The 24,731-nt window shown below is 60.5% G+C and carries 21 protein-coding genes; 14 read left to right on the top strand and 7 right to left on the bottom strand.

The window, feature by feature from the left end:
• Positions 1–15: 15 nt before the first annotated feature.
• The gene (locus tag PI739_RS11420; RefSeq protein ID WP_003434388.1) at positions 16–975 is read left to right on the top strand and encodes a DMT family transporter; all 960 of its coding nucleotides are present in this window, start codon (positions 16–18) and stop codon (positions 973–975) included.
• Between the two features lie 20 nt (positions 976–995).
• On the opposite strand, the gene PI739_RS11415 is transcribed toward PI739_RS11420, so the two are convergent.
• Positions 996–1,610, bottom strand: a complete 615-nt coding sequence (locus tag PI739_RS11415) for an NAD(P)H-dependent oxidoreductase (RefSeq protein WP_054080845.1) — start codon at positions 1,608–1,610, stop codon at positions 996–998.
• On the bottom strand, positions 1,603–2,997 hold the full coding sequence (locus tag PI739_RS11410; protein ID WP_003434389.1) for a class II fumarate hydratase: 1,395 nt from the start codon (positions 2,995–2,997) through the stop codon (positions 1,603–1,605). The genes PI739_RS11415 and PI739_RS11410 overlap by 8 nt, the downstream gene beginning before the upstream one ends.
• Positions 2,998–3,166: 169 nt before the next feature.
• Between PI739_RS11410 and PI739_RS11405 the strand changes: the two genes are divergently transcribed.
• From PI739_RS11405 to PI739_RS11375, 7 genes are all read left to right on the top strand, one after another.
• Complete coding sequence (locus PI739_RS11405; protein WP_003314637.1) at positions 3,167–3,694, top strand: DUF2059 domain-containing protein; 528 nt, start codon at positions 3,167–3,169, stop codon at positions 3,692–3,694.
• Between the two features lie 15 nt (positions 3,695–3,709).
• The gene (locus PI739_RS11400) at positions 3,710–4,003 is read left to right on the top strand and encodes a BolA family protein (RefSeq protein WP_054080846.1); all 294 of its coding nucleotides are present in this window, start codon (positions 3,710–3,712) and stop codon (positions 4,001–4,003) included.
• Between the two features lie 188 nt (positions 4,004–4,191).
• Positions 4,192–5,130 carry an oxygen-dependent tRNA uridine(34) hydroxylase TrhO gene (trhO, locus tag PI739_RS11395; RefSeq protein ID WP_042930799.1) on the top strand — a complete coding sequence of 313 codons (939 nt, stop codon included), beginning with the start codon at positions 4,192–4,194 and terminating at the stop codon, positions 5,128–5,130.
• Between the two features lie 3 nt (positions 5,131–5,133).
• Entirely contained in the window at positions 5,134–5,766 is a 633-nt protein-coding gene (locus PI739_RS11390) for a DsbA family protein (RefSeq protein WP_058397278.1), read from the top strand.
• Positions 5,759–7,585, top strand: coding sequence for an ABC transporter ATP-binding protein (locus tag PI739_RS11385; protein WP_003369696.1), 1,827 nt, complete (start codon positions 5,759–5,761; stop codon positions 7,583–7,585). Before PI739_RS11390 ends, PI739_RS11385 begins: the two co-directional genes overlap by 8 nt.
• Before the next feature lie 123 nt (positions 7,586–7,708).
• The gene (locus PI739_RS11380) at positions 7,709–10,171 is read left to right on the top strand and encodes an EAL domain-containing protein (RefSeq protein WP_003369698.1); all 2,463 of its coding nucleotides are present in this window, start codon (positions 7,709–7,711) and stop codon (positions 10,169–10,171) included.
• Between the two features lie 30 nt (positions 10,172–10,201).
• Positions 10,202–10,984 (top strand): iron-containing redox enzyme family protein, encoded by a 783-nt coding sequence (locus PI739_RS11375; protein ID WP_003369700.1) that lies wholly within the window; start codon positions 10,202–10,204, stop codon positions 10,982–10,984.
• 26 nt (positions 10,985–11,010) lie between these two features.
• On the opposite strand, the gene PI739_RS11370 is transcribed toward PI739_RS11375, so the two are convergent.
• The 5 genes from PI739_RS11370 to PI739_RS11350 all read right to left on the bottom strand — a co-directional run bounded on the left by PI739_RS11370 (position 11,011) and on the right by PI739_RS11350 (position 15,688).
• Positions 11,011–11,937 carry a GGDEF domain-containing protein gene (locus PI739_RS11370; RefSeq protein WP_003369702.1) on the bottom strand — a complete coding sequence of 309 codons (927 nt, stop codon included), beginning with the start codon at positions 11,935–11,937 and terminating at the stop codon, positions 11,011–11,013.
• 207 nt (positions 11,938–12,144) lie between these two features.
• Positions 12,145–12,885, bottom strand: a complete 741-nt coding sequence (locus PI739_RS11365; protein WP_054080848.1) for a YciK family oxidoreductase — start codon at positions 12,883–12,885, stop codon at positions 12,145–12,147.
• A 12-nt stretch (positions 12,886–12,897) separates the two neighbouring features.
• Positions 12,898–13,569, bottom strand: a complete 672-nt coding sequence (gene mupP / locus PI739_RS11360) for an N-acetylmuramic acid 6-phosphate phosphatase MupP (protein WP_054080849.1) — start codon at positions 13,567–13,569, stop codon at positions 12,898–12,900.
• 3 nt (positions 13,570–13,572) lie between these two features.
• On the bottom strand, positions 13,573–14,271 hold the full coding sequence (gene ubiG / locus PI739_RS11355) for a bifunctional 2-polyprenyl-6-hydroxyphenol methylase/3-demethylubiquinol 3-O-methyltransferase UbiG (protein WP_003434397.1): 699 nt from the start codon (positions 14,269–14,271) through the stop codon (positions 13,573–13,575).
• A gap of 85 nt (positions 14,272–14,356) precedes the next feature.
• Positions 14,357–15,688: a TRZ/ATZ family hydrolase gene (locus tag PI739_RS11350; RefSeq protein WP_054080850.1), complete on the bottom strand. Its 1,332-nt coding sequence runs from the start codon at positions 15,686–15,688 to the stop codon at positions 14,357–14,359.
• 120 nt (positions 15,689–15,808) lie between these two features.
• On the opposite strand from PI739_RS11350, the gene mtnA reads away from it, so the two are divergent.
• The 6 genes from mtnA (at position 15,809) to cmk (ending at position 24,708) form a co-directional block, all read left to right on the top strand.
• On the top strand, positions 15,809–16,885 hold the full coding sequence (gene mtnA / locus PI739_RS11345; protein WP_003434400.1) for an S-methyl-5-thioribose-1-phosphate isomerase: 1,077 nt from the start codon (positions 15,809–15,811) through the stop codon (positions 16,883–16,885).
• 304 nt (positions 16,886–17,189) lie between these two features.
• Positions 17,190–19,976, top strand: coding sequence for a DNA gyrase subunit A (gene gyrA / locus PI739_RS11340; RefSeq protein ID WP_003434401.1), 2,787 nt, complete (start codon positions 17,190–17,192; stop codon positions 19,974–19,976).
• A gap of 204 nt (positions 19,977–20,180) precedes the next feature.
• A complete protein-coding gene (gene serC / locus PI739_RS11335; RefSeq protein WP_003369720.1) occupies positions 20,181–21,266 on the top strand; it encodes a 3-phosphoserine/phosphohydroxythreonine transaminase in 1,086 nt (361 codons plus the stop codon).
• Positions 21,266–22,360 carry a prephenate dehydratase gene (gene pheA / locus PI739_RS11330; RefSeq protein ID WP_003369723.1) on the top strand — a complete coding sequence of 365 codons (1,095 nt, stop codon included), beginning with the start codon at positions 21,266–21,268 and terminating at the stop codon, positions 22,358–22,360. The genes serC and pheA overlap by 1 nt, the downstream gene beginning before the upstream one ends.
• A 57-nt stretch (positions 22,361–22,417) precedes the next feature.
• Positions 22,418–24,022: a prephenate dehydrogenase/arogenate dehydrogenase family protein gene (locus PI739_RS11325; RefSeq protein WP_054080852.1), complete on the top strand. Its 1,605-nt coding sequence runs from the start codon at positions 22,418–22,420 to the stop codon at positions 24,020–24,022.
• Positions 24,019–24,708, top strand: coding sequence for a (d)CMP kinase (gene cmk / locus PI739_RS11320; protein ID WP_002554563.1), 690 nt, complete (start codon positions 24,019–24,021; stop codon positions 24,706–24,708). The genes PI739_RS11325 and cmk overlap by 4 nt, the downstream gene beginning before the upstream one ends.
• Positions 24,709–24,731 lie beyond the last annotated feature (23 nt).

The raw sequence follows: 24,731 nt of genomic DNA, 5'->3' as shown, positions 1-24,731 counted from the left end.
CATGCGGAAGTTGCAATGCACATCTCGTCTGGTCGCTGGGTCTATGGCCTCTGTCTGTCACTGTTGACCGCGCTGCTGTGGGGGATTTTGCCGATCAAGCTCAAGCAGGTGCTGCAGGTGATGGATCCGGTGACCGTGACCTGGTTCCGTCTGGCTGTGTCCGGGGCGCTGTTGTTCATCTGGCTGGCGTCGGTCAAACGCCTGCCCAGTTTCAAGGTGCTGGGACGCAAGGGCAGGGTGCTGGTCGGGCTGGCCGTGTTCGGTCTGGTCGGCAACTATGTGCTCTATCTCATTGGCTTGCGGTTGCTGAGCCCGGGTACCACGCAATTGCTGGTTCAGGTCGGTCCGATTTTTCTGTTGATCAGCAGCATCTTTCTGTTCAAGGAGCGTTTCAGTCTGGGGCAGGGCATCGGTCTGGCGGTGCTGCTGGTGGGCTTCGGGTTCTTTTTCAATCAGCGGCTGGTGGAGCTTTTCACCTCGTTGGGCGATTACACCCTGGGCGTACTGGTGGTGCTCCTGGCCTCGACCATCTGGACGTTCTACGGGTTGAGTCAGAAGCAGCTTCTGACGGTATGGAATTCGCTGCAGGTGATGATGGTGATCTACCTGTTTTGCGCCCTGTTGCTCACGCCGTGGGCGCACCCTGCTGAGGCGTTGCTGTTGAGCCCGTTACAGGGCTGGCTGCTGCTGGCCTGCTGTCTGAATACGCTGGTGGCTTACGGTGCGTTCGCTGAAGCGCTGGCGCACTGGGAGGCCTCGCGGGTCAGTGCGACGCTCGCGCTGACGCCCTTGGTCACGCTGACCGCCGTGGCGGTTGCCGCCTGGCTGTGGCCGGATTACGTGCAGGCTGAAGAGTTGAACATGCTGGGTTATGGCGGTGCGCTGCTGGTGGTGGCCGGATCGGCGCTGACGGCGCTTGGCCCCTCGCTGGTCGCCGGTCTAAGGGCCCGCAAGGCGCGGCTGGCGCAGGCCTGACTTGCGGGTGGTGGGGCAGATCAGCGTCTGCCCAGCCCCTGCGCCTGAATAATCCACTCCTGACGCTGCTGTTCGCTGGCGCTGTGTACCGGGGCAAATTCGGTCAGACGTTTGGTCTTTATCCCGCAAAAGCCGAGTATGGCCCGCACCATCTGCCGGTGAGCCGGCGCGCCGTATATCCAGTGAAAGTAGCGTGGCGGCGTGTCCATGGCGACCATCAGCTCCGCCGTCCGGCCTCGGAGCAGCTCATTGGATGAATGCTTGCGACCATGCACCTTGAACGCAAAACCGGGTGTCAGCACTCGGTCGAAAAAGCCCGTCAGTAATGCCGGCAAACCTCCCCACCAGACCGGATAGACGAAGACCAGATGCTCGGCCCAGTGGATCTGGCGCTGGGCTTCGAGCAGGTCGGGCTCAAGTGTCTGAGTCTGATCGTAGCCGTTGTGCAGAATCGGATCGAAGTCCAGTTCGCCGAGCTTGATAACCCGCACTACATGCCCTTCGCCCCGTGCCGTCTGCGCATACGCGTCACCCAGCGCGTGGCAGAAACTGATGGTCTTCGGCGTGCCGTAGACCATCAGGATTCGTTTGCCATTGCCCTCCAGAGGCGTTGCGCCGCTTCTGGCATCAGCCATTACTGCCTGCCTCGAGCATTTTGTCCGGCCGCACCCAGGCGTCGAACTCTTCATCGGTCAGGTAGCCGAGGGCCAATGCCGCTTCGCGCAGGGTCAGCCCCTCGGTGTAGGCTTTCTTGGCAATCTGCGCCGACTTGTCATAGCCGATATGCGGATTGAGTGCGGTGACCAGCATCAGGCCGCGCTCCAGGTGTTCAGCCATTTTTTCGCCATCCGGCTCCATGCCCGCGATGCAGTGCTCGTTGAAATTGCTGCAGCCATCGGCCAGCAGGCGAATCGACTGCAGAATGTTATGAATGATCACCGGTTTGTACACGTTGAGTTGCAGGTGACCCTGACTGGCGGCGAAACCGATGGTCACGTCGTTGCCCATGACCTGGCAGGCCAGCATCGACAAAGCCTCGCACTGGGTCGGGTTGACCTTGCCGGGCATGATCGAACTGCCGGGCTCGTTGGCGGGCAGTCTGACTTCTGCCAGCCCTGCACGCGGGCCTGAGCCCAGCAGGCGCAGATCGTTGGCAATCTTCATCAACGTACCGGCCAGCGTCTTCAGTGCGCCGGACAGCGCTGCGAGCGGCTCATGACCGGCCAGCGCGGCGAACTTGTTGGGCGCCGTGACGAACGGCAGACCGGAGAGGGCGGCGAGTTCTGCTGCAATGGCCTCGGCAAAGCCCTTGGGCGCATTGAGTCCGGTGCCGACTGCTGTCCCGCCCTGAGCCAGCTCGTAAACGGCGGGCAGGGCGGCGCGAATGGCTTTTTCCGCGTAATCGAGTTGCGCGACAAACCCGGACAGCTCCTGGCCGAAGGTGATCGGCGTTGCGTCCATCATGTGCGTGCGCCCGGTCTTGACCAGCTTCATGTGCCGCGCGGCCTGTTCGGCCAGCCCGCTGGACAATTCGGCGATGGCGGGCAGCAGCTGCGCCTTGACCGCCTGAGCTGTGGCGATGTGCATGGCCGTCGGGAAGCAGTCATTGGAGCTTTGCGAGCGATTGACATGATCGTTGGGGTGGACCGGCGACTTGCCGCCACGACCCTGGCCAGCCAGTTCGTTGGCGCGGCCTGCGATCACCTCGTTGACGTTCATGTTGCTTTGCGTGCCACTGCCGGTCTGCCAGACCACCAGCGGAAATTGCGCGTCATGCTGACCATCGAGCACTTCATCGGCGGCCTGTTCGATCAGGCGGGCGATGTCGGCAGGCAAGTCGCCATTTCGATCGTTGACACGTGCTGCGGCTTTCTTGATCAGGGTCAGCGCGTGCAGGACGGGCAACGGCATTCGCTGGTCGCCAATCGCAAAATTGATCAGTGAGCGTTGGGTCTGCGCGCCCCAGTAGGCATCTTCGGGGACTTCGATCGGGCCAATGCTATCGGTTTCGGTGCGGCTCACTGGTCTTACTCCTTTAAGTGCGTTGCAGGGTTAGGTGTCCATATGCCCACAGGGTTCCCGCGCAATGCTTTTTAACCGCTGGGTGAACCGGGGGTTGAGCCAAAAGCCCAGATAAGCGCAGAATGGTCGGCCCTGGGGTAATGCCTCGTTTGCTAGATAAGGAAACTCGATGACCCGTCTTCGTGCCATTTGTACCGCGGTAGCCCTGGTCTGTGCCAGCGGCCAGGTCTTCGCCGACACCGCCAGTCACAACGCGAGCGCCGAAACGTTCCTGAAGCTTGCCAACGCCGATCGCCTGGGCGCTCCGGTCTACGCTCAGGTTCAGCAGATGTTCGCTCAGCGTTTTGCTGAAACCAAGGCACCTGCATCGAAAAAAGCCCTGCTTGAAACCTATCAGGCCAAGGCCAACACCGCTCTGGACCAAGCCATTGGCTGGAACAAGCTCAAGCCCGAGATGGTCAAGCTGTACACCGCCAACTTCACCGAAAGCGAGCTGAAGGATCTGGTTGCGTTCTACCAGTCGCCACTGGGCAAGAAAGTGATGACCAAGATGCCTGAGCTGGCTCAGCAGTCGGCCCAGCTGACCCAGAGCAAGCTGGAAAGCGCTGTTCCGGTCGTCAACAAGCTGCTGGCTGACATGACTGCCGAACTGGAACCTGCCAAGGCAGCTGCTCCGGCTCCGGCCAAAAAGCCCTGACAGGCGATTTCCATCATGACCATGCAACAACGAATCGAGTCGGCGCTTGCGCTGCTGCAACCGCATCATCTGCAAGTGCTCGACGAGAGTCATATGCACAGTCGTGGCCAGCAGACCCATTACAAGGCTGTTCTGGTCAGTGATCAGTTTCATGGCTTGAACTCGGTCAAGCGGCATCAGAAGGTCTACGCCACGCTGGGCCCGCTCATGGGCGAGTTTCATGCGCTGGCGTTGCACACTTACACGCCTGAAGAATGGTCGAAGGTCGGTGCAGCGCCCGCTTCGCCGACCTGCGCCGGCGGGCACTGATCAGGGCTTTTTACTGATCCGGCCCCTTTGCCGGGGGCGATTGCCCCGCCGAGCTGTCTGCTGTACTCCGGTTTTTGCTAGAATCCGCACCGCGCCGCCTGGCCGGTGCGTTTTTTTGGTCCGCAATTTTTTACCCGGTAGGCCCTTTGCGAGGGTCGCCACTGGAGAGATACATGACTCAAGAGCCGATGACTCAGCCGATCGTCGTGGCCGCGCTGTACAAGTTCGTCACCCTCAGCGATTACGTGCAGCTGCGCGAGCCGCTGTTGCAGGCGATGGTCGACAATGGCATCAAGGGCACGTTGTTGATCGCCGACGAGGGCATCAACGGCACCGTGTCCGGCAGCCGCGAAGGCATCGATGGTTTGATGGCGTGGTTGAAGAACGACCCGCGTCTGATCGACATCGATCACAAGGAATCCTACTGCGACGAGCAGCCGTTCTATCGCACCAAGGTCAAACTCAAGAAAGAGATCGTGACCCTTGGTGTCGAAGGCGTCGACCCGAACAAGAGCGTCGGTACTTACGTCGAGCCCAAGGACTGGAACGACCTGATCAGCGATCCCGAAGTGCTGCTGATCGATACTCGCAACGATTACGAAGTCTCGATCGGCACCTTTGAGGGCGCCATCGATCCGAAGACCACGTCGTTTCGAGAGTTCCCGGAATACATCAAGGCGCATTTCGACCCGGCAGTACACAAGAAGGTCGCTATGTTCTGTACCGGCGGCATCCGTTGCGAAAAAGCCTCGAGTTACATGCTTGGCGAAGGCTTCGAAGAGGTCTATCACCTCAAGGGCGGCATTCTCAAGTACCTGGAAGAGGTCCCCGAGCAGGAAAGTCACTGGCGCGGCGAGTGTTTCGTGTTCGACAATCGGGTCACGGTGCGTCATGACCTGACCGAAGGCGATTATGATCAGTGCCACGCGTGTCGCACGCCCATCAGTGCCGAGGACCGCGCCAGCGAGCATTACTCGCCTGGCGTCAGTTGCCCGCATTGCTGGGATTCGCTGAGCGAGAAGACGCGACGTAGCGCCATCGACCGGCAAAAGCAGATCGAACTGGCCAAGGCACGTAACCAGCCTCATCCGATCGGTCGCAACTATCGTTTACCCTCCGAGGCCTGAGCCATGTCTGCCCGCCTGATCTATGTCATGGACCCGATGTGCTCCTGGTGCTGGGGCTTCGCCCCGGTTGCCGACGCGTTGGTGCAACAGGCTCGGGCGGCGGGTGTGCCGCTGCATCTGGTCATGGGCGGTCTGCGCTCCGAAGGTGCTGCGCTGGAGCCGGCCAAGCGTCGTTACATTCTTGAGCACTGGCAGGCGGTCGAAGAGGCCACCGGCCAGCCGTTTCTTCGTGAAGGTGCGCTGCCGGAAGGGTTTGTCTATGACACCACACCCGCTTGTCTGGCCGTCACTGCAGCGAGGCAGCTGGACCCTGACCGCGCCTGGGCACTGGTCGGGCTCATTCAGCGTGCTTTCTACAGCGAGGCCCGGGACGTGACGCGTCCGTCATTGCTGGCCGAACTCGCCGAGCAGACAGGGCTGTCGCGTCAGGCATTTGCCGATGAGTTCGAAAGTCCGCAGCGGCAGGCGGCCACCGCCGCCGATTTCGCCTGGGCACAGGATCTGGGCATCGCCGGCTTCCCCACCCTGCTGGCCGAGCGCAACGGTCAGTTGGCGCTGCTGACCAACGGTTATCAGCCACTGAGCAGCCTTTCGCCCTTGCTGGGTCGATGGCTGGAGCGTGCAGCCAGTGCATGATGAAGTGCCTGAGGCTGCCCGACAGTCGCACACCACGCGCAGCGATGCGCTGAGCTGGGCCGAGATCCGTCGTCTCGCCCTGCGGCATAAAAAAGCCCTGTGGCTGGCCAATGGTGTCGCAGTGCTGGCCACGCTGTGCAGCGTGCCTATCCCGTTGCTGCTGCCGTTGCTGGTCGACGAGGTGTTGCTGGGCCGTGGCGATGCTGCGCTCAAGGTCATGGATCACTTGCTGCCTGGCAACTGGCAAAAGGCGGCGGGCTACATTGGTCTGATGCTGTCGTTGACACTGGTGCTGCGGGTCGGGGCGCTGGTGTTCAACGTGCTGCAGGCGCGGCTGTTCGCCGGGCTGGCCAAGGACATCGTCTATCGTATCCGGCTGCGGCTGATCGAACGGCTCAAGCGTATTTCCCTGCGTGAATACGAAAGCCTGGGCAGTGGCACGGTGACCACACACCTGGTCACCGATCTGGATACGCTGGACAAGTTCGTCGGTGAAACCCTCAGTCGTCTTCTGGTGGCCACGCTGACGCTGGCAGGCACTGCAGGCATTCTGATGTGGATGCACTGGAAGCTGGCGCTGCTGATCATGCTGTTCAACCCGCTGGTCATCCTGCTCACGGTGAAACTGGGCAAGCGTGTCAAGCACCTCAAGAAGCTGGAGAACGACAGTACGTCGCGGTTCACCCAGGCACTGAGCGAGACGCTGGATGCGATTCAGGAAGTTCGGGCGGGTAACAGACAAGGCTTCTTTCTGGGACGCCTGGGCGTACGTGCGCAGGAAGTGCGTGATTACGCGATCAATTCACAATGGAAAAGCGACGCCTCGGGCCGTGCCAGCGGGCTGCTGTTCCAGTTCGGTATCGATATCTTCCGCGCCGCAGCAATGCTTACCGTGCTGTTCTCGGACCTGTCCATCGGGCAGATGCTCGCGGTGTTCAGCTACCTGTGGTTCATGATGACGCCAGTCGAGCAATTGCTGAACCTGCAATACGCCTACTATGCGGCAGGCGCTGCCCTGACACGCGTCAATGAGTTACTGGCGCGCGCCGACGAGCCGCAATATGCCGGCGGTACTGATCCGTTCGAGGGTAAGGAAACCGTCGGGGTCGAAGTGCGTGGCCTGACTTTCGGTTATGGCGAAGACCTGGTCCTGGACCAGTTGAACCTGAACATCGCGCCGGGAGAAAAGGTCGCCATTGTCGGTGCCAGTGGTGGCGGCAAGAGCACGTTGGTGCAGTTGCTGCTGGGGCTCTATACAGCGCGCACCGGGGTGATCCGTTTTGGCGGTGTCAGCCAGCAGGATATCGGCCTGGAAACCGTGCGCGAGAACGTCGCCGTGGTACTGCAGCATCCGGCGCTGTTCAATGACACCGTGCGCGCCAACCTGACCATGGGCCGCGACTGCAGCGATGAAGCCTGCTGGCGTGCGCTGGAAGTTGCGCAACTCGATTCTGCGATCCGCGATCTGCCACAAGGTCTGGACAGCGTGGTCGGACGCTCCGGGGTCAGAATGTCGGGTGGCCAGCGCCAGCGCATGGCTATCGCGCGCATGGTGCTGTCCGACCCCAAAGTAGTGATCCTCGATGAGGCCACCTCGGCGCTGGACGCTGCCACCGAATACAACCTGCATCAGGCGCTCGCACGTTTTCTGCGCAGTCGCACGACGCTGATCATTGCCCACCGCCTCTCGGCCGTGAAGCAGGCCGACCGGGTACTGGTGTTCGATGGCGGGCGTATTGTGGAAGATGGTGACCATCAGCAGTTGATTGCCGATGGAGGTCTGTACGCCAAACTGTACGGACATTTGCAACAAATCTGATGCGCGAAGCCTCTATCAGCGCACAGGTTGGCTCGATTGCGGGAGAATCACCTGCCATCATGGGCGAATTTAGCCTAGTCTCTGCGCTAGACGTTTATTCAGGCATGTGGTGACGTGAAACCCATGAAGCAACCATGGATCTTCTCCAAGCCCCGTCTGTTGGGCATCGTATGGCCTTTCATTGCCGTCGCGCTGTTTCAGGCGTTGCTGGGATGCGTCAGTCTCTACACCATGTCTGCCGTGCGCAGCTATGTGGCGGGGGAGAGTCTCTGGTCCAAGGGGCAGAAGGACGCCATCCACTACTTGAGCCTGTACGCCAACCGGCATGATGAGCGTGACTACCTCAAGTATCAAAAAGCCTTTTCCGTCCCCCAGGGCGGCCATGCGCTGCGCAAGGCTCTCGATCAGCCCAATCCGTCCCTGGCCGAGGCCAGAAGTGGAATCATTCAGGGCGGCAATCACCCGGATGACGTAAACGGCATCATCTGGATGTACCTGAATTTCCACAACTTCAGTTTCATGAAGCAGGTCATTCATTTCTGGGAAGTGGGTGACGGCTACCTCATGCAGCTCGACGAACTGGCCCGGCGCATCCATGAGCGGGTTGGGCAGGGCGCTGTGAGCGCCGCCGAAGTCGATCAATGGCGCGAGCAGATCAATGTCATCAATGAAGGCGTAACGCCTGCTGCGCGAGCGTTCAGTGATGCGCTGGGCGAAGGCTCCAGACTGATTCTCAACCTGTTGATAGCGGTCAACCTGGTCACCGCTGTGGTATTGATTCTTCTGGCGCTGCTGCGTGTGCGTCGTCTGATCGTCCAGCGACGTGTGTTTGCCGATGCCCTGCAACTCGAAAAGGAGCGCGCGCAGATCACGCTGGAGTCCATCGGCGACGGCGTGATCACTATCGATGTGGCCGGCGCCATCGTCTACATGAACCCCGCCGCCGAGGGTCTTACCCACTGGAAAAGCACTCAGGCCAGCGGGCTTCCGCTGGCTGCGCTGTTCAATCTGCTGGATGAAAACGATCAGAAGGACCAGTCAACGCTGGTCGAGCAGATCATCACCGGCAAGCTCAAGGGCGGCAGCGCCAACAGCAAGCTGATCCAGCGGCTTGATGGCAGCACGGTGCCGGTCGCGCTGGTCGGCACGCCGATCTACACCGAAGGCGTGATCAGTGGTGCGGTGCTGGTGTTGCATGACATGACCCAGGAGCAGCAATACATCGCCGATCTGTCGTGGCAGGCTGCCCATGATCCGCTGACGGGCTTGGTCAACCGCAGTGAATTCGAACGCCGCTTGCAGCGAGTGCTCGACGAAGACTGCGGTCAGGGCCGCAGCCACTGCCTGATGTTTCTCGATCTGGATCAGTTCAAGCTGGTCAATGATACCGGTGGCCATGCGGCGGGTGATGAACTGCTGCGTCAGCTGTGCCGGGCCTTGCCGCAGGGCTTGCGTGACGGGGATACGCTGGCCCGGCTGGGAGGTGACGAGTTCGGTGTTTTGCTGGTTGATTGTCCCGCCGAAACAGCGCTGGATATTGCCGAGGCGTTGCGCGAGGTGGTGCAGCATCTGCATTTCATGTGGAAAGGTCGGCCATTCATGACTACCGTCAGTATTGGCCTGGTGCACCTCGGCGACACGCCTGCTTCTCTGGAGGGGTCATTGTCTGCCGCTGACATGGCCTGTTATATGGCCAAGGAAAGGGGGCGCAATCGGGTTCAGGCCTACAGTGTGGATGATCTCACGCTGTCGATGCGTTTCGGCGAAATGGCCTGGATACAGCGGCTGCACATGGCAATGGACGAGAATCGCTTTTGTCTTTACGCGCAGGAAATCGCGTCGATAAAGGGCGAAGTGGGCGAGGTGAGGCACATTGAAATCCTCTTGCGTCTGCGCGATGAGTCTGGGCGAATGGTCGTACCGGACAATTTCATTCCGGCCGCCGAGCGCTACGGACTCATGACCACGCTGGATCGCTGGGTGGTACACAATGTGTTCAAAGTCATAGCCCAGTGCCAGAGTGATGATCGGCATCAGGTACCGCAGGCACTATGTGCTATAAATTTGTCTGGATCGAGTATCGGTGATGATACGTTCCTCGAATATCTGAAACAGCAATTCAGCACGTTTGCCGTGTCGCCCGGGATGATCTGCTTCGAGATCACCGAGACCAGTGCGATTGCCGACCTGCAAAGTGCGATCAGATTCATCAACGAGTTGAAGGGATTGGGGTGTCAGTTTTCCCTTGATGATTTCTGCTCGGGTATGTCGTCTTTTGCCTATCTCAAGCACCTGCCGGTGGATTTCCTGAAGATTGATGGCAGTTTTGTAAAGGACATGCTCGACAACCCGATCAACAAGGCGATGGTCGAGGTGATCAATAACATCGGCCATGTCATGGGCAAACGCACCATTGCAGAGTACGTTGAAACGCCGCAGATCGAATCTGCATTGCAGGAAATGGGCGTGGATTTTGCACAGGGCTATCTGATTTCCCGCCCTGAATTGTTCACTTGCGAGAGTCTTTATATTCAGCCCGTACGGCCTGACCCCCTGATGTTCGGCGCGCCAGGAACGCTACGTTAATCAGTTGAAACCCTCATAAGGAGATACCCAGTGATCGACGCTTTCGATAGAACCGGTCCGCTCATGGAAGCCAGCAGTTATCCGGCCTGGGCGCAGCAGTTGATCAAGGATTGCAGCGCTGCAAAAGCACGCGTGGTCGAGCACGAGTTGTACCAGCAGATGCGTGACGCGAAGTTGAGTCCGCAGATCATGCGCCACTACCTGATCGGCGGCTGGCCAGTGGTCGAGCAATTCGCGGTGTACATGGCCAAGAACCTCACCAAGACCCGCTTCGGTCGTCACCCTGGTGAAGACATGGCGCGCCGCTGGCTGATGCGCAATATCCGCGTCGAACTCAATCACGCCGACTACTGGGTCAACTGGTGTGCGGCCCATGGCGTGACGCTTGAGGACTTGCATGATCAGCGGGTAGCGCCCGAGTTGCATGCGCTGAGCCATTGGTGCTGGCAGACCAGCTCGTCGGATTCGCTGGCCGTGGCGATGGCGGCTACCAACTATGCCATTGAAGGGGCGACCGGCGAATGGTCGGCCGTGGTCTGCTCCAGCGGTGTATACGCCGAAGCGTTTCCTGAAGAGACCCGCAAGAAAGCCATGAAGTGGCTCAAGATGCATGCACAGTATGACGATGCGCACCCTTGGGAGGCGCTCGAGATCATTTGTACGTTGGTGGGTAACAAGCCGAGTGTGCAATTGCAGGCCGAGCTGCGTCAGGCCGTTACCAAAAGCTACGACTACATGTACCTGTTTCTTGAGCGTTGCATGCAGCTGGACAGGGTCAAGCCGCGAGGACGTGTTGCCGCGCTGGAAGCGTAGGGGCGGGCGAGAAGGCAGGAAGAGTGCTAGCTGGCCATGGCGATACGATTGCGGCCTTCGCGTTTGGCGACGTACAGGGCATTATCGGCACGGCGCAGCAGGCTGTCGGCTGTTTCAGTCGGCAGCAGTGTCGAGCAACCCAGGCTGACGGTCATGGTCAAGGCCGGGCTGAGCTCGCGAAACTCGAGGTTTCGCACGGCCTGGCACAGCCGCTGACCAATCAGTTCAGCGGACTCTGCGCCAGTGTTGGACAGAATCACCACGAACTCTTCACCGCCATAGCGGAATACCCGATCAATATTGCGCAGTTGCGCCTTCAGGCTCTGCGCGACGGTCTTTAGCACATCGTCGCCGGTGTGATGACCGTACTCATCATTCACTTTCTTGAAGTGGTCGATATCCAGCATCAGCAAGGACAGGGGCTGTTTGTGGCGACGTGAAATCTCGATTTCACGGGCCAGGCCCTGATCCATGGCGATGCGGTTGCCGGTGCTGGTCAGTGGGTCACGCAGGGCAGTCTGTGTGGCAATGCGGTAAAGCAGCGCATTCAGCAGCGGGTACACCAGGCAGACCAGCAGCGACTCAAGGTCGCTCAGTTGTCGGGTGTCGAATGGCCTGGCGCCCTGAAACTCCAGTTCGCCGATGCACTTGCCTTCATGACGCAGATGAAAACTGGCGCTGTCGGATGACATCTCGCCCAGACGCAGATGCAAGTCGCTCTCGATATGCCGATACATCAAGCCGCTCAATGGCAGGAAGCGTTGTACGCCCTGAAAAAACAGGGTCAGTATCCGCTCGGCTTCCAGACTGGTCTGCAGTTGTCGCCCAAGCTGATAGACCAGCTCGGGCAGTGACGGGGGTGGAAGTACTGCGTCAGGTCGATTTCTAAAACCGAGGCGTTGCAGTTCAGCCGTATCGAAGTCGATTGCATGGGTCTGGGTAGGAAAATTCATCTCTTCGCTCCTCAGCACATATTGCTGGCTTGGCTGGGTTAGAGGGGACGTGGTGCCATTCGGTTCATTTTTGGCCAGACTTATTAAAATCAGTGGTTTAGCTGACGCCATCTCTCTGACAGTGGCGCCGGATCGGCAATTCCTTGACTTGGAAAGCCGCTCGAAACAGCCTTTTTGACGGTTTTCCGTCACAACGGCCTTCTCCCTTCACTGGGCATTCAACGCCTGTCCGTTGATGCCTTTGCTGTCCGGTCCCATCAGGTACAGATACACCGGCATGATAGCTTCTGGCGTCGGATTATTCTGCGGATTTTCATCCGGGTAGGCCTGTGCGCGCATGCCGGTGCGGGTTGCGCCGGGGTTGATGCTGTTGGCGCGGACCGTACTGACGCCTTCCAGCTCGTCAGCGAGGGTTTGCATCAAGCCTTCGGTGGCAAACTTCGACACCCCGTAAGCTCCCCACTGTGCGCGTCCCTTGCGGCCCACGCTGCTGGAGGTGAAGGCTATCGATGCATCCGTCGAACGCTGCAGCAGGGGCAGCAGTGCCTGGGTGAGCATGAAGGTAGCATTGACGTTGACGTGCATGACCTGCATGAAGTCTTCGCCTGGCAGGTGTTCCACTGAAGTGCGCGGTCCGATGATCGAGGCGTTGTGCAGCAGTCCGTCCAGATGGCCGACCGTGCGCTCGATCGTGGTCGCCAAGTCGTGATACTGCGCTGGGTCGGCGCTTTCCAGATCGAAGGGTATGACCAGTGGCTGCAGGTGACCTGCTGCCTTTATCTCGTCATGGACCTGAGCCAGGCTGGCCTCGGTCCTGCCCAGCAGCAGGACAGTGGCGCCATGCGCTGCGTAGGTTTTGGCGGCTGCGGCACCGATGCCGCGAGCGGCGCCAGTGACCAGAATGACCCGGCCCTCGAGGAGTTCCGGGTGCGCGGAGTAATCAAACATGTAAAGCCTCGTTCAGCAGCTGCACAGTGCGTTATCCAGCACTTTGCGCAATTCCAGCGGATGATCGACCACCACGTCGGCACCCCAATGATCGGGGTTGTCGTCGGGGTGAATATAGCCGTAGCGCACGGCGGCGGTTTTTGTGCCGGCGTCGCGTCCGGACTCGATGTCGCGCAGGTCGTCGCCTACGAACAGAACGCTGGCCGGGTCGAGGTCAAGCATCCGGCAGGCCAGAATCATCGGCTCCGGGTGTGGCTTGCTGTGCGTGACATGGTCAGGGCAGATCAGCAGCGCCGAGCGTTCCGCCAGGCCGAGCCGCTCCATGATGGGCTGGGCGAATCGCACCGGCTTGTTGGTGACCACGCCCCAGATCAGACCCGCCTTCTCGATGTCGGTCAGCAGTTCGTCCATGCCGTCGAACAGTTTGCTGTGAACGGCGCAGTCACGCTGATAGCGCTTCAGAAACTCCAGGCGCAATGCCTCGAATTGTGGATCTTCAGGGGACATTGCAAAGGTGGCCGCCACCATGGCTCTGGCACCGCCGGAAACTTCGTCACGGATCAGTTTGTCCGGTACCGCAGGCAGGTTGCGGTCGGCAAGCATTGCCTGGGCAATGGCGATGAAGTCCGGTGCGGTGTCGAGCAGGGTGCCGTCCATGTCGAATAAAACCGCTCTCAGGCGCATCTGTCATGCCTCCCGCAGGGTCTGGATCATGTAGTTGACGCCGACGTCGGAGGTCAGCTTGTAATGCTTGGTCAGCGGATTGTAGGTCAGGCCAATAACGTCCTTGACTTGCAGACCGGCGTCACGGCTCCAGGCGCCCAACTCGGAAGGGCGGATGAATTTCTTGAAGTCGTGGGTGCCGCGCGGCAGCAGATTGAGGACGTATTCGGCGCCGACCACGGCGAACAGGTACGCTTTCGGGTTGCGGTTGATGGTCGAGAAGAACACCTGGCCGCCTGGCTTGACCATGCGGTAGCAGGCGCGGATCACCGAGGAGGGGTCCGGCACGTGCTCGAGCATTTCCAGGCAGGTCACCACATCGTACTGCTCGGGCATTTCTTCGGCCATGTCCTCGGCGGTGATCTGCCGATACTCGACGCTGACACCCGATTCGAGCTGATGCAGTTGTGCGACGGCCAGCGGCGCTTCGCCCATGTCGATGCCGGTCACCGTTGCGCCGCGCAGGGCCATCGCCTCGCTGAGAATGCCGCCGCCGCAGCCGACGTCGAGCACCTTCTTGCCTGCCAGGCCGACACGCTCGTCGATCCAGTTGACGCGCAGCGGGTTGATGTCATGCAGCGGCTTGAATTCGCTTTCGCGGTCCCACCAGCGATGGGCCAGGGCCTCGAATTTAGCGATTTCTGCGCGGTCGACGTTGCTCATGGGTGTCCCTCTTGAACTCAAAATTCTTTTTCATCAGTCAGGCTTATAGATAAGCCTGACTGGCATGTGTTCGGTTCGAATCGAATTATTCGGCTTTACCGGAAATACGCTGGCCCCACGCAATCGCGGTGTCGCGCAGTGCGGGTTCATCCATGCGAGTCAGCCGGCGAGCGTCGAGCAATTGCTTGCCGGCCACCCAGACATGGCTCACGCAATCGCGGCCAGTGGCATATATAAGCTGCGATACCGGGTCGTAGATCGGTTGCTGGGCCAGACCCGACAGGTCGAACGCGACCATGTCCGCCGCCTTGCCGATCTCCAGCGAGCCGGTCTCGGCCTGAATACCCAGGGCGCGAGCGCCGTTCAGCGTCGCCATGCGCAGCGCGCGGTGTGCGTCCAGCGCCGTGGCCGAGCCGGCAACAGCCTTGGCCAGCAAGGCGGCGGTGCGGGTTTCGCCGAGCAGGTCCAGGTCATTGTTGCTGGCGGCACCGTCGGTGCCTACCGCAACGTTCACACCGGCCTGCCACAATCGTTCGACCGGGCAGAAACCGCTGGCCAGCTTGAGATTGGATTCGGGGCAATGAATGACGTTGGTATTGCTTTCCACCAGCAGGGCCAGATCGTCGTCGTTGATCTGCGTCATGTGCACGGCCTGGAAGCGCGGCCCGAGCATACCCAGCCGGTTGAGGCGGGCGAGGGGGCGTTCCTGGCGCTGTTCGACAGCCTGCTCGACTTCAAATGCGGTCTCGTGGACGTGCATCTGGATCATGGCGTCCAGCTCGTCGGCGATCACCCGGACCTTCTCCAGGTTTTCGTCGCCCACGGTGTAGGGCGCATGCGGGCCAAAGGCGATCTTGATGCGTGGATGATGAGCGAGGTCGTTGAACAGTTCGATGCCGTTGTGCAGGGCTTCAGCCGTGGTGTGGGCACCTGGAATCGGAAAATCCAGCACCGGGACGGTGATCTGCGCGCGCATGCCGCTGGCGTGGACACGTTCGGCGGCCACCTTGGGGTAGAAATACATGTCGGAGAAACAGGTAATGCCGCCCTTGAGCTGCTCGGCGATGGCCAGGTCTGTACCGTCACGCACGAAGTCTTCATCGACCCACTTGCCTTCGGCGGGCCAGATGTGGTCCTGCAGCCAGGTCATCAGTGGCAGGTCGTCGGCCAGCCCGCGAAACAGCGTCATCGCCGCATGGCCGTGGGCGTTGATCAGGCCGGGGCTGAGCAGCATGCCGGGCAGTTCCTGCACCTGCACGGCGTTTTGCCGCAGCGCTTCGGCGCGTGGACCGATATAGACGATACAGCCATCGCGGATGCCGATGCCGTGGTCCTTGAGCACGACGCCTGCGGGCTCGACCGGCACCAGCCAGGCGGGCAGGAGCAAAAGGTCGAGCGGTGCTGTAGCGTTCGGCATGAGAAGGTTTCCATCGTTTATTACGTTGATGACGAAGTATACCCGAGCGTCTTCGCAGGCGGCTCGCTATAATCAGCGGCTTTTGATGCTGGGTTTCGGATGTTCAAGATGGAGTTGGCGATGCGCGATCGACTGTTGGCTGCGGAGAAGGTTAAGGCCATCGATTGGCGGGACGACGCTCTGTACCTGCTGGACCAGCGGGTACTGCCGTTCGAGGAAGTCTGGCACCGCTATACCACCGCCGAGGGAGTCGCCGAAGCGATTCGCACGATGGTCGTGCGCGGGGCGCCAGCTATCGGCATCAGTGCCGCCTATGGTGCGGTGCTGGGCGCACGTGCGCGTATTGCGCAAGGTGGAGACTGGTATCCGGCGCTGGAAGAGGACATGCAGTTGCTGGCCGATTCGCGCCCGACTGCAGTGAACCTGTTCTGGGCGCTGAACCGGATGCGTGATCGTCTGATGCGCGTGAAGGACGGCGATGACCCGCTGGCGGCCCTCGAGGCCGAAGCCGTGGCGATTCACCTGAGCGACCGCGAGGCCAATCTGACCATGGCGCAGCTGGGCGCTGACCTGATCCGCAAGCACCAGGGCAATCTGCAGACGGTGCTCACCCACTGCAATACCGGGGCGCTGGCCACGGGCGGCTTCGGCACGGCGCTGGGCGTGATTCGTGCGGCGCATCTGGAAGGCATGATCGAACGGGTCTACGCCGATGAAACCCGGCCCTGGCTGCAGGGCTCGCGGCTTACCGCATGGGAGCTGGCCAACGAGGGCATCCCGGTGACGCTGAACGCAGATTCCGCCGCCGCGCACCTGATGCGCACCAAGGGCATCACCTGGGTCATCGTCGGCGCCGACCGCATCACGGCCAACGGCGACGTGGCGAACAAGATCGGTACCTATCAGCTCGCCGTTGCCGCCATGCATCACGGGGTGCGCTTCATGGTGGTCGCGCCGAGTTCGACCATCGACATGGAAATGGCCAGTGGCGACGACATCATCATTGAAGAGCGCGACGGCCGCGAATTGCTCGAAGTGGGCGGCCAGCGGGTCGGCGCCGAGGTCGAGGCTTTCAACCCGGTATTCGATGTGACGCCGGCAGACCTGATCGACGCCATCGTGACCGAAAAGGGCATTGTCGAACGTCCCGATACCGCGCGCATGGCTCAATTGATGAGCCGTAAACACCTTCACTGAGGCCGACAGGCCCGACCGGTCGCCTCTGTGCAATGCGGCTGGACGGGCCTGTAAGCGTTTCTCAGGCGTGTTATGCGTGTGCGGCTCGCTTTCAGCGCCTGCAAAGGATGTGAGCGCCTCGGCGATTGTGGTAATATCCGGCGGTTATCGGGGACACTGATTGTGGTCGCCCATGCTGCGTAGATTCATGGCATAACTCGTTGATTTGTCGTAAGTCGCTGCCCTGCACATGCTGGCAGCGGCGAGCTTCGTATACCCCGAATGGGTTTGCGAGGTTTCACCAGAAAAAGGAATCAGGCTTCTCATGGGCGAACTGGCCAAAGAAATCCTCCCGGTCAATATCGAAGACGAGCTGAAGCAGTCCTACCTCGACTACGCAATGAGCGTAATCGTCGGTCGCGCACTGCCCGATGCACGCGATGGCTTGAAGCCCGTGCACCGGCGCGTGTTGTTCGCAATGAGCGAGCTGGGTAACGACTGGAACAAGCCGTACAAGAAATCCGCCCGTGTGGTTGGTGACGTGATCGGTAAGTATCACCCGCACGGCGACACGGCGGTGTACGACACCATCGTTCGTATGGCTCAGCCATTCTCGCTGCGCTACCTGCTGGTAGACGGTCAGGGCAACTTCGGTTCGGTCGACGGCGACAACGCCGCCGCCATGCGATACACCGAAGTGCGTATGACCAAGCTGGCGCACGAGCTGCTGGCCGACCTGCACAAGGAAACCGTGGACTGGGTGCCGAACTACGACGGCACCGAGATGATCCCGGCGGTCATGCCGACCCGTATTCCCAACCTGCTGGTCAACGGTTCCAGCGGTATCGCCGTGGGCATGGCGACCAACATTCCGCCGCACAACCTCGGTGAAGTCATCGACGGCTGCCTGGCGCTGATCGACAACCCCGAGTTGACGGTCGACGAGTTGATGCAATACATCCCCGGCCCGGATTTCCCGACGGCGGCGATCATCAACGGTCGCGCCGGCATCATCGAGGCCTATCGCACAGGCCGCGGACGCATTTACATGCGTGCCCGCTCCATCGTCGAAGACATCGACAAGGTTGGCGGTCGCCAGCAGATCGTCATCACCGAGCTGCCTTACCAGCTGAACAAGGCGCGTCTGATCGAGAAGATCGCCGAGCTGGTCAAGGAAAAGAAACTCGAAGGCATCACCGAACTGCGCGACGAGTCCGACAAGGACGGTATGCGCGTGGTCATCGAGCTGCGCCGTGGCGAAGTGCCTGAGGTTATCCTCAACAACCTGTATGCCCAGACCCAGCTGCAAAGCGTTTTCGGCATCAACATCGTTGCCCTGATCGACGGTCGCCCGCGCATCCTGAACCTCAAGGACCTGCTGGAAGCCTTTGTTCGTCACCGCCGCGAAGTGGTGACCCGTCGTACCGTGTTCGAACTGCGCAAGGCGCGCGAACGTGGCCACATCCTTGAAGGTCAGGCGGTTGCGCTGTCCAACATCGACCCGGTCATCGCCCTCATCAAGGCATCACCGACACCTGCCGAAGCCAAGGAAGCGCTGATCAAGACGCCTTGGGAGTCGAGCGCAGTGGTCGAGATGGTCGAGCGTGCCGGTGCCGATTCGTGCCGCCCCGAGAACCTCGATCCGCAATACGGTCTGCGTGAAGGCAAGTACTTCCTGTCGCCGGAACAGGCTCAGGCCATTCTGGAACTGCGTCTGCACCGCCTGACCGGTCTGGAACACGAGAAGCTGCTGGGCGAGTACCAGGAAATCCTCAATCAGATCGGCGAGCTGATCCGCATCCTCAACAGCGCGACGCGCCTGATGGAAGTGATCCGCGAAGAGCTGGAACTGATCCGCTCCGAATACGGCGATGCCCGTCGCACCGAAATTCTCGATGCGCGTCTGGACCTGACGCTGGGTGACCTGATCACCGAAGAAGAGCGTGTGGTCACCATTTCCCACGGCGGTTATGCCAAGACTCAGCCACTGGCGGTCTATCAGGCTCAGCGTCGTGGCGGCAAGGGCAAGTCGGCCACCGGCATCAAGGATGAGGACTACATCGCTCACCTGCTGGTCGCCAACAGCCACACCACGCTGCTGATGTTCTCCAGCAAGGGTAAAGTTTACTGGCTCAAGACCTACGAGATTCCGGAAGCGTCGCGCGCTGCCCGTGGTCGTCCGCTGGTCAACCTGTTGCCGTTGAGCGACGGCGAATACATCACCACCATGCTGCCGGTCGATCTCGAAGCCATGCGCAAGCGTGCCGATGAAGAAGGCGAGGCCCTGGAAGGCGAGCTGGACGACGCGGAAAACAGCAGCGAGACCGAAGAGGAGCGCAAGGCCCGTATCAAGGCTGCCGACAAGAAGAAGGCTCCGTTCATCTTCATGTCCACCGCCAACGGTACTGTCAAGAAGACCCCACTGGTTGCATTCAGCCGTCAGCGCAGCTCGGGCCTCATCGCCCTTGAGCTGGACGAGGGCGACATCCTGATCTCTGCGGCCATTACCGATGGCGAGCAGGAAATCATGCTGTTCTCCGACGGTGGCAAGGTGACCCGCTTCAAGGAATCCGACGTGCGCGCCATGGGCCGTACCGCTCGCGGTGTTCGTGGCATGCGTCTGCCAGAAGGGCAAAAGCTGATTTCGATGCTGATCCCTGAAGAGGGCAGCCAGATTCTGACCGCTTCCGAGCGCGGCTACGGCAAGCGTACGGCCATCTCCGAGTTCCCCGAGTACAAGCGTGGTGGTCAGGGCGTCATCGCCATGGTCAGCAACGAGCGTAACGGCCGTCTGGTCGGTGCGGTTCAAGTGCTCGACGGCGAAGAAATCATGCTGATTTCCGACCAGGGCACGCTGGTTCGTACCCGCGTCGGCGAAGTCTCCAGTCTGGGTCGTAACACCCAGGGCGTTACCCTGATCAAGCTGGCCAGCGACGAGAAGCTGGTCGGTCTGGAGCGTGTTCAGGAGCCGTCGGAAGTCGAAGGCGAAGAGCTTGAAGGCGAAGAAGTTATCGATGGCGTGATCGTCGATGCCGCTGAAGCTGAAGTGGACGATGCCGGTGAAGACCTGCAGGCAGATGCTGCGTCAGACGAAGACGAACCACAGAACTAAGCGGTAACGTAAATCAGGTAAGGGCTGGCTCGTCTGTGCATGCATCTGCATTCCAGGCAAGTCCAGCCCTTGCGGTATTCGGCCAGCCCTGCGGCCGGAGCAAGATTCCCGCAAGGAGCTGCCAGTCGCTGCGGCGTCTGTCTGCTCGTGGCAAGCAACCAGAAACAAGCGCGTACAGACCCAACGTATTTGACGAGAGTGGATATGAGCAAGCGAGCCTTTAACTTCTGCGCAGGTCCTGCTGCGCTTCCTGAAGCTGTTCTGCTGCGTGCCCAGGCGGAACTCCTCGACTGGCACGGCAAAGGCCTTTCCGTCATGGAAATGAGCCACCGCAGTGATGAGTTCGTCTCCATTGCCACCAAGGCCGAGCAGGATCTGCGTGACCTGCTGTCCATTCCTTCGAATTACAAGGTGTTGTTCCTGCAAGGCGGTGCCAGCCAGCAGTTCGCCCAGATTGCGCTGAACCTGCTGCCTGAAAACGGCAAGGCCGATTACATCGACACCGGCATCTGGTCGCAGAAGGCTATCGACGAGGCTTCACGCTACGGCGCAATCAACGTCGCGGCCAGCGCCAAGGCCTACGATTACTTTGCCATTCCCGGCCAGAACGAGTGGAAGCTGTCCAAGGACGCGGCTTACGTCCACTACGCGCCGAACGAAACCATTGGCGGTCTGGAATTCAACTGGATTCCGGACACCGGCGACGTTCCGCTGGTTGCCGACATGTCTTCGGACATCCTCTCGCGTCCAGTGGACATCTCGCGTTTCGGCATGATCTACGCTGGCGCCCAGAAGAACATCGGCCCCAGCGGCATCGTGGTGGTGATCATTCGCGAAGACCTGCTGGGCCGCGCGCGCTCGCTGTGCCCGACCATGCTCGACTACAAGGTCGCTGCCGACAATGGCTCGATGTACAACACGCCGCCGACCCTGGCCTGGTACCTGTCCGGGCTGGTCTTCGAATGGCTGAAAGAGCAGGGCGGTGTCGAAGCGATCGGCAAGCGCAACGAAATCAAACAGCGCGCGCTGTATGACTTCATCGACGCCAGCGAACTGTACAGCAACCCGATCAACAAGCCTGATCGTTCGTGGATGAACGTACCGTTCCGTCTGGCTGACGATCGTCTCGACAAGCCATTCCTCGCCGGTGCCGATGCAAACGGCCTGCTCAACCTCAAGGGCCATCGCTCGGTAGGCGGCATGCGTGCATCCATCTACAACGCGATCGATATCAACGCCATCAACGCTTTGGTGGCCTACATGAAAGACTTCGAGAAGGAGCACGGCTGATGTCCGAGCAAGAACTCAAGGCGCTTCGCGTCCGTATCGACAGCCTCGATGAAAAGGTTCTGGAACTGATCAGCGAGCGTGCCCGCTGTGCCCAGGAAGTGGCCAGGGTCAAGATGTCCTCGCTGGCGGAAGGCGAAGTGCCTGTGTTCTACCGTCCGGAGCGCGAAGCTGCGGTGCTGAGGCGAGTCATGGACCGCAATCGTGGTCCGTTGAGCAACGAAGAGATGGCGCGTCTGTTCCGCGAAATCATGTCTTCCTGCCTCGCATTGGAGCAGCCGCTCAAGGTCGCCTATCTCGGGCCTGAGGGGACGTTCACCCAGGCCGCGGCGATGAAGCATTTCGGTCACGCCGTCATCAGTCTGCCGATGGCTGCAATTGACGAAGTGTTCCGCGAAGTGGTCGCTGGTGCCGTGAATTTCGGTGTGGTTCCGGTGGAAAACTCCACCGAAGGCGCGGTCAATCACACCCTCGACAGCTTCCTCGAACACGACATGGTGATCTGCGGCGAAGTCGAACTGCGCATTCATCACCATCTGCTGGTGGGCGAAAGCACCAAGACGGAAAGCATCACGCGCATTTATTCCCATGCCCAGTCACTGGCCCAGTGCCGTAAATGGCTGGATGCCCATTACCCGAATGTCGAGCGCGTCGCCGTTGCCAGTAACGCCGAAGCCGCCAAGCGGGTCAAGGGCGAGTGGAACTCGGCGGCCATCGCTGGCGATATGGCTGCAGGTCTGTATGGCCTGACCCGTCTGGCGGAAAAGATCGAAGATCGTCCGGACAACTCCACACGCTTTCTCATTATCGGCAATCAGGAAGTCCCGCCGACCGGCGATGACAAGACCTCGATCATTGTGTCGATGAGCAACAAGCCGGGCGCGCTGCACGAGTTGCTGGTGCCGTTCCACGAGAATGGCCTGGACCTGACGCGTATCGAGACCCGTCCTTCGCGCAGTGGCAAGTGGACCTACGTGTTCTTCATCGACTTCGTCGGCCATCACAAGGATCCGCTGGTCAAGGCCGTGCTGGAGCAAATCAGCAGCGAAGCCGTGGCCTTGAAGGTGTTGGGCTCCTACCCGAAGGCGGTTCTCTGAAGGTGCGGTCCATGATTCGTTTGTTTTTTACCTTGGCAGGCTGTCAGGTGTGTTCGCGTGGTTGATGTGATTGCAGAACAGTCGGTACGGCCGGTGATCGGTCGTCTGGTGGTTGTCGGGCTCGGGCTGATCGGCGGTTCCTTTGCCAAGGGTGTGCGCGAAAGCGGCCTGTGCCGCGAGGTCGTCGGCGTCGACCTTGATCCACATTCGCGACACCTGGCGGTCGAGCTGGGGGTTGTGGACCGTTGCGAGGCAGACCTTGCCACCGCTTGCCGTGGCGCTGATGTGATTCAGCTGGCGGTGCCGATACTGGCAATGGAAAAGCTGCTTGCCCTGCTGGCACCGATCGATCTGGGTCATGCCATTCTGACCGATGTCGGCAGCGCCAAAGGCAATGTGGTGAGGGCTGCGCGTCAGGCGTTCGGGCACATGCCGTCGCGCTTCGTGCCCGGCCATCCGATTGCCGGTTCCGAGCAGAGCGGCGTCGAGGCCTCCAATGCGGCGCTGTTTCGTCGCCATAAGGTCATTCTCACGCCGCTGGCTGAAACCGATCCTCACGCGGTGGCGATTGTCGACCAGTTGTGGTCAGCCCTGGGGGCCGATGTCGAGCACATGCAGGTTGAGCGTCACGACGAGGTGCTGGCTGCCACCAGCCATCTGCCGCACCTGCTGGCATTCGGTCTGGTCGATTCGCTGGCCAAGCGCAATGAAAACCTGGACATATTCAGGTATGCAGCAGGCGGGTTTCGTGACTTCACGCGCATCGCAGGCAGCGATCCGACCATGTGGCATGACATTTTCATGGCCAATCGTGATGCCGTACTGCGCACTCTGGACAGCTTTCGCACCGATCTCGACGCCTTGCGCGACGCTGTGGATGCTGGCGACGGCGCGCAGTTGATGGACGTATTTACCCGTGCGCGCGCAGCGAGGGAGCACTTCGGCAGAATCCTCGCCAGCCGTGCCCGTGTCGACACCGCACCCGGCGAGCCTCGTGCCATTCACGGCGGGTCTGCGGAGGGTGTCAGTCATCGCATCAAGGGGCCGGTGGATGTGACGTCTGCGGTGCTGTTCATGGTCGCGACGTCGATCAGTGAAGGCTGCGACCTGTTGCTGGAGGACGTTCCCGTCAGTTCATCGTGCGAGGGTGCAATCGATATTTTGCGCCTGATGGGCGGCGATATCGTGCTGCAGAACGTCCGCAAACTGGCGGGTGAAACGGTCGCTGATCTGCACGTTCGCTCGACCCGGCTCAAAGGCGCTGACATCCCCGAAGCGCTGGTGCCGCTGGCACTGAATGCATTTCCGGTGCTTCTGGTTGCCGCAGCCTGTGCAGAAGGGCGTACCATTCTGCGCGGCGCGCAGGCCCTGCAAGCCGATGAGTCGGAGTGCGTCAGGCTGATGGCTGACGGTTTGCTGGCTCTCGGCATCGAGGCCGAGCCCGTGCTGGATGGCATCATTATCGAAGGCGGTGTGCCGGGTGGCGGCGAGGTTGATGCTCGCGGTGATCAGCGTATCGTCATGGCGTTTCGCGTTGCATCGTTGAGGGCTTCGGCGCCCATCCGTATTCAGGCGTGCGCGGATGCCGCCGCGTTGTTTCCCCATTTTCTGGCGCTGTGCGCTCAAGTTGGCATGCGTGTAGCGCAAGAGGACAAAAAGTGAAAATCAAAGCTCCTGTTATTACCATCGACGGACCCAGCGGTTCCGGAAAGGGCACGGTCGCCGGATTGCTGGCCAGGAAACTCGGTTGGTGCCTGCTCGACTCCGGTGCGTTGTATCGCCTGCTGGCTTTCGCGGCGCGCAATCACGGTGTCGACCTGACCAATGAAGAAGCGCTCAAGCTCCTGGCCGCTCATCTGGATGTTCAGTTCGAGGCGACTGCGGCAGGGCAGGGGCAGCGCATCATTCTTGAAGGCGAGGACGTCACTCACGCCATTCGCAACGAGCAGGTCGGCAGCGGCGCATCGCAGGTGGCCTCGCTGCCGGCGGTGCGCGATGCGTTGCTGTTGCGCCAGCGCGCGTTTCAGGAAGAGCCGGGTCTGGTCGCGGACGGTCGCGACATGGGCACCGTGGTCTTCCCGGATGCACCGCTGAAGATATTCCTTACCGCCAGTGCCGAGGAGCGTGCGCGTCGACGTTACTTGCAGTTGAAGGCCAAGGGCGATGATGTTAGTCTGTCGAGTCTGCTAGATGAGATATGTGCACGCGACGAGCGTGACACCCAGCGAGCGGTAGCCCCGCTGAAGCCGGCGCATGACGCCATACAGCTGGATTCCACTGAATTGTCCATCGAACAGGTGCTGGAACGCATTCTGAGTGAAATCGCGCTTCGCGGTATTGCCGGATGACGAAGAAGCGTGTGGGAGACCAG

It is taken from the genome of Pseudomonas cerasi, from assembly GCF_027983475.1.
GTDB lineage: Bacteria > Pseudomonadota > Gammaproteobacteria > Pseudomonadales > Pseudomonadaceae > Aquipseudomonas > Aquipseudomonas cerasi.
This window is presented reverse-complemented; position numbering and strand designations above follow the sequence as displayed.

Coding starts and splice junctions, on each gene's coding strand:
- PI739_RS11420 (WP_003434388.1), top strand. CDS start 16: ATGCACATCTCGTCTGGTCGCTGGGTCTATGGCCTCTGTCTGTCACTG.
- PI739_RS11400 (WP_054080846.1), top strand. CDS start 3,710: ATGACCATGCAACAACGAATCGAGTCGGCGCTTGCGCTGCTGCAACCG.
- PI739_RS11370 (WP_003369702.1), bottom strand. CDS start 11,937: ATGAATTTTCCTACCCAGACCCATGCAATCGACTTCGATACGGCTGAA.
- PI739_RS11390 (WP_058397278.1), top strand. CDS start 5,134: ATGTCTGCCCGCCTGATCTATGTCATGGACCCGATGTGCTCCTGGTGC.
- PI739_RS11380 (WP_003369698.1), top strand. CDS start 7,709: ATGAAGCAACCATGGATCTTCTCCAAGCCCCGTCTGTTGGGCATCGTA.
- mupP (WP_054080849.1), bottom strand. CDS start 13,569: ATGCGCCTGAGAGCGGTTTTATTCGACATGGACGGCACCCTGCTCGAC.
- serC (WP_003369720.1), top strand. CDS start 20,181: ATGAGCAAGCGAGCCTTTAACTTCTGCGCAGGTCCTGCTGCGCTTCCT.
- PI739_RS11415 (WP_054080845.1), bottom strand. CDS start 1,610: ATGGCTGATGCCAGAAGCGGCGCAACGCCTCTGGAGGGCAATGGCAAA.
- pheA (WP_003369723.1), top strand. CDS start 21,266: ATGTCCGAGCAAGAACTCAAGGCGCTTCGCGTCCGTATCGACAGCCTC.
- ubiG (WP_003434397.1), bottom strand. CDS start 14,271: ATGAGCAACGTCGACCGCGCAGAAATCGCTAAATTCGAGGCCCTGGCC.
- PI739_RS11350 (WP_054080850.1), bottom strand. CDS start 15,688: ATGCCGAACGCTACAGCACCGCTCGACCTTTTGCTCCTGCCCGCCTGG.
- mtnA (WP_003434400.1), top strand. CDS start 15,809: ATGCGCGATCGACTGTTGGCTGCGGAGAAGGTTAAGGCCATCGATTGG.
- PI739_RS11365 (WP_054080848.1), bottom strand. CDS start 12,885: ATGTTTGATTACTCCGCGCACCCGGAACTCCTCGAGGGCCGGGTCATT.
- trhO (WP_042930799.1), top strand. CDS start 4,192: ATGACTCAGCCGATCGTCGTGGCCGCGCTGTACAAGTTCGTCACCCTC.
- PI739_RS11405 (WP_003314637.1), top strand. CDS start 3,167: ATGACCCGTCTTCGTGCCATTTGTACCGCGGTAGCCCTGGTCTGTGCC.
- gyrA (WP_003434401.1), top strand. CDS start 17,190: ATGGGCGAACTGGCCAAAGAAATCCTCCCGGTCAATATCGAAGACGAG.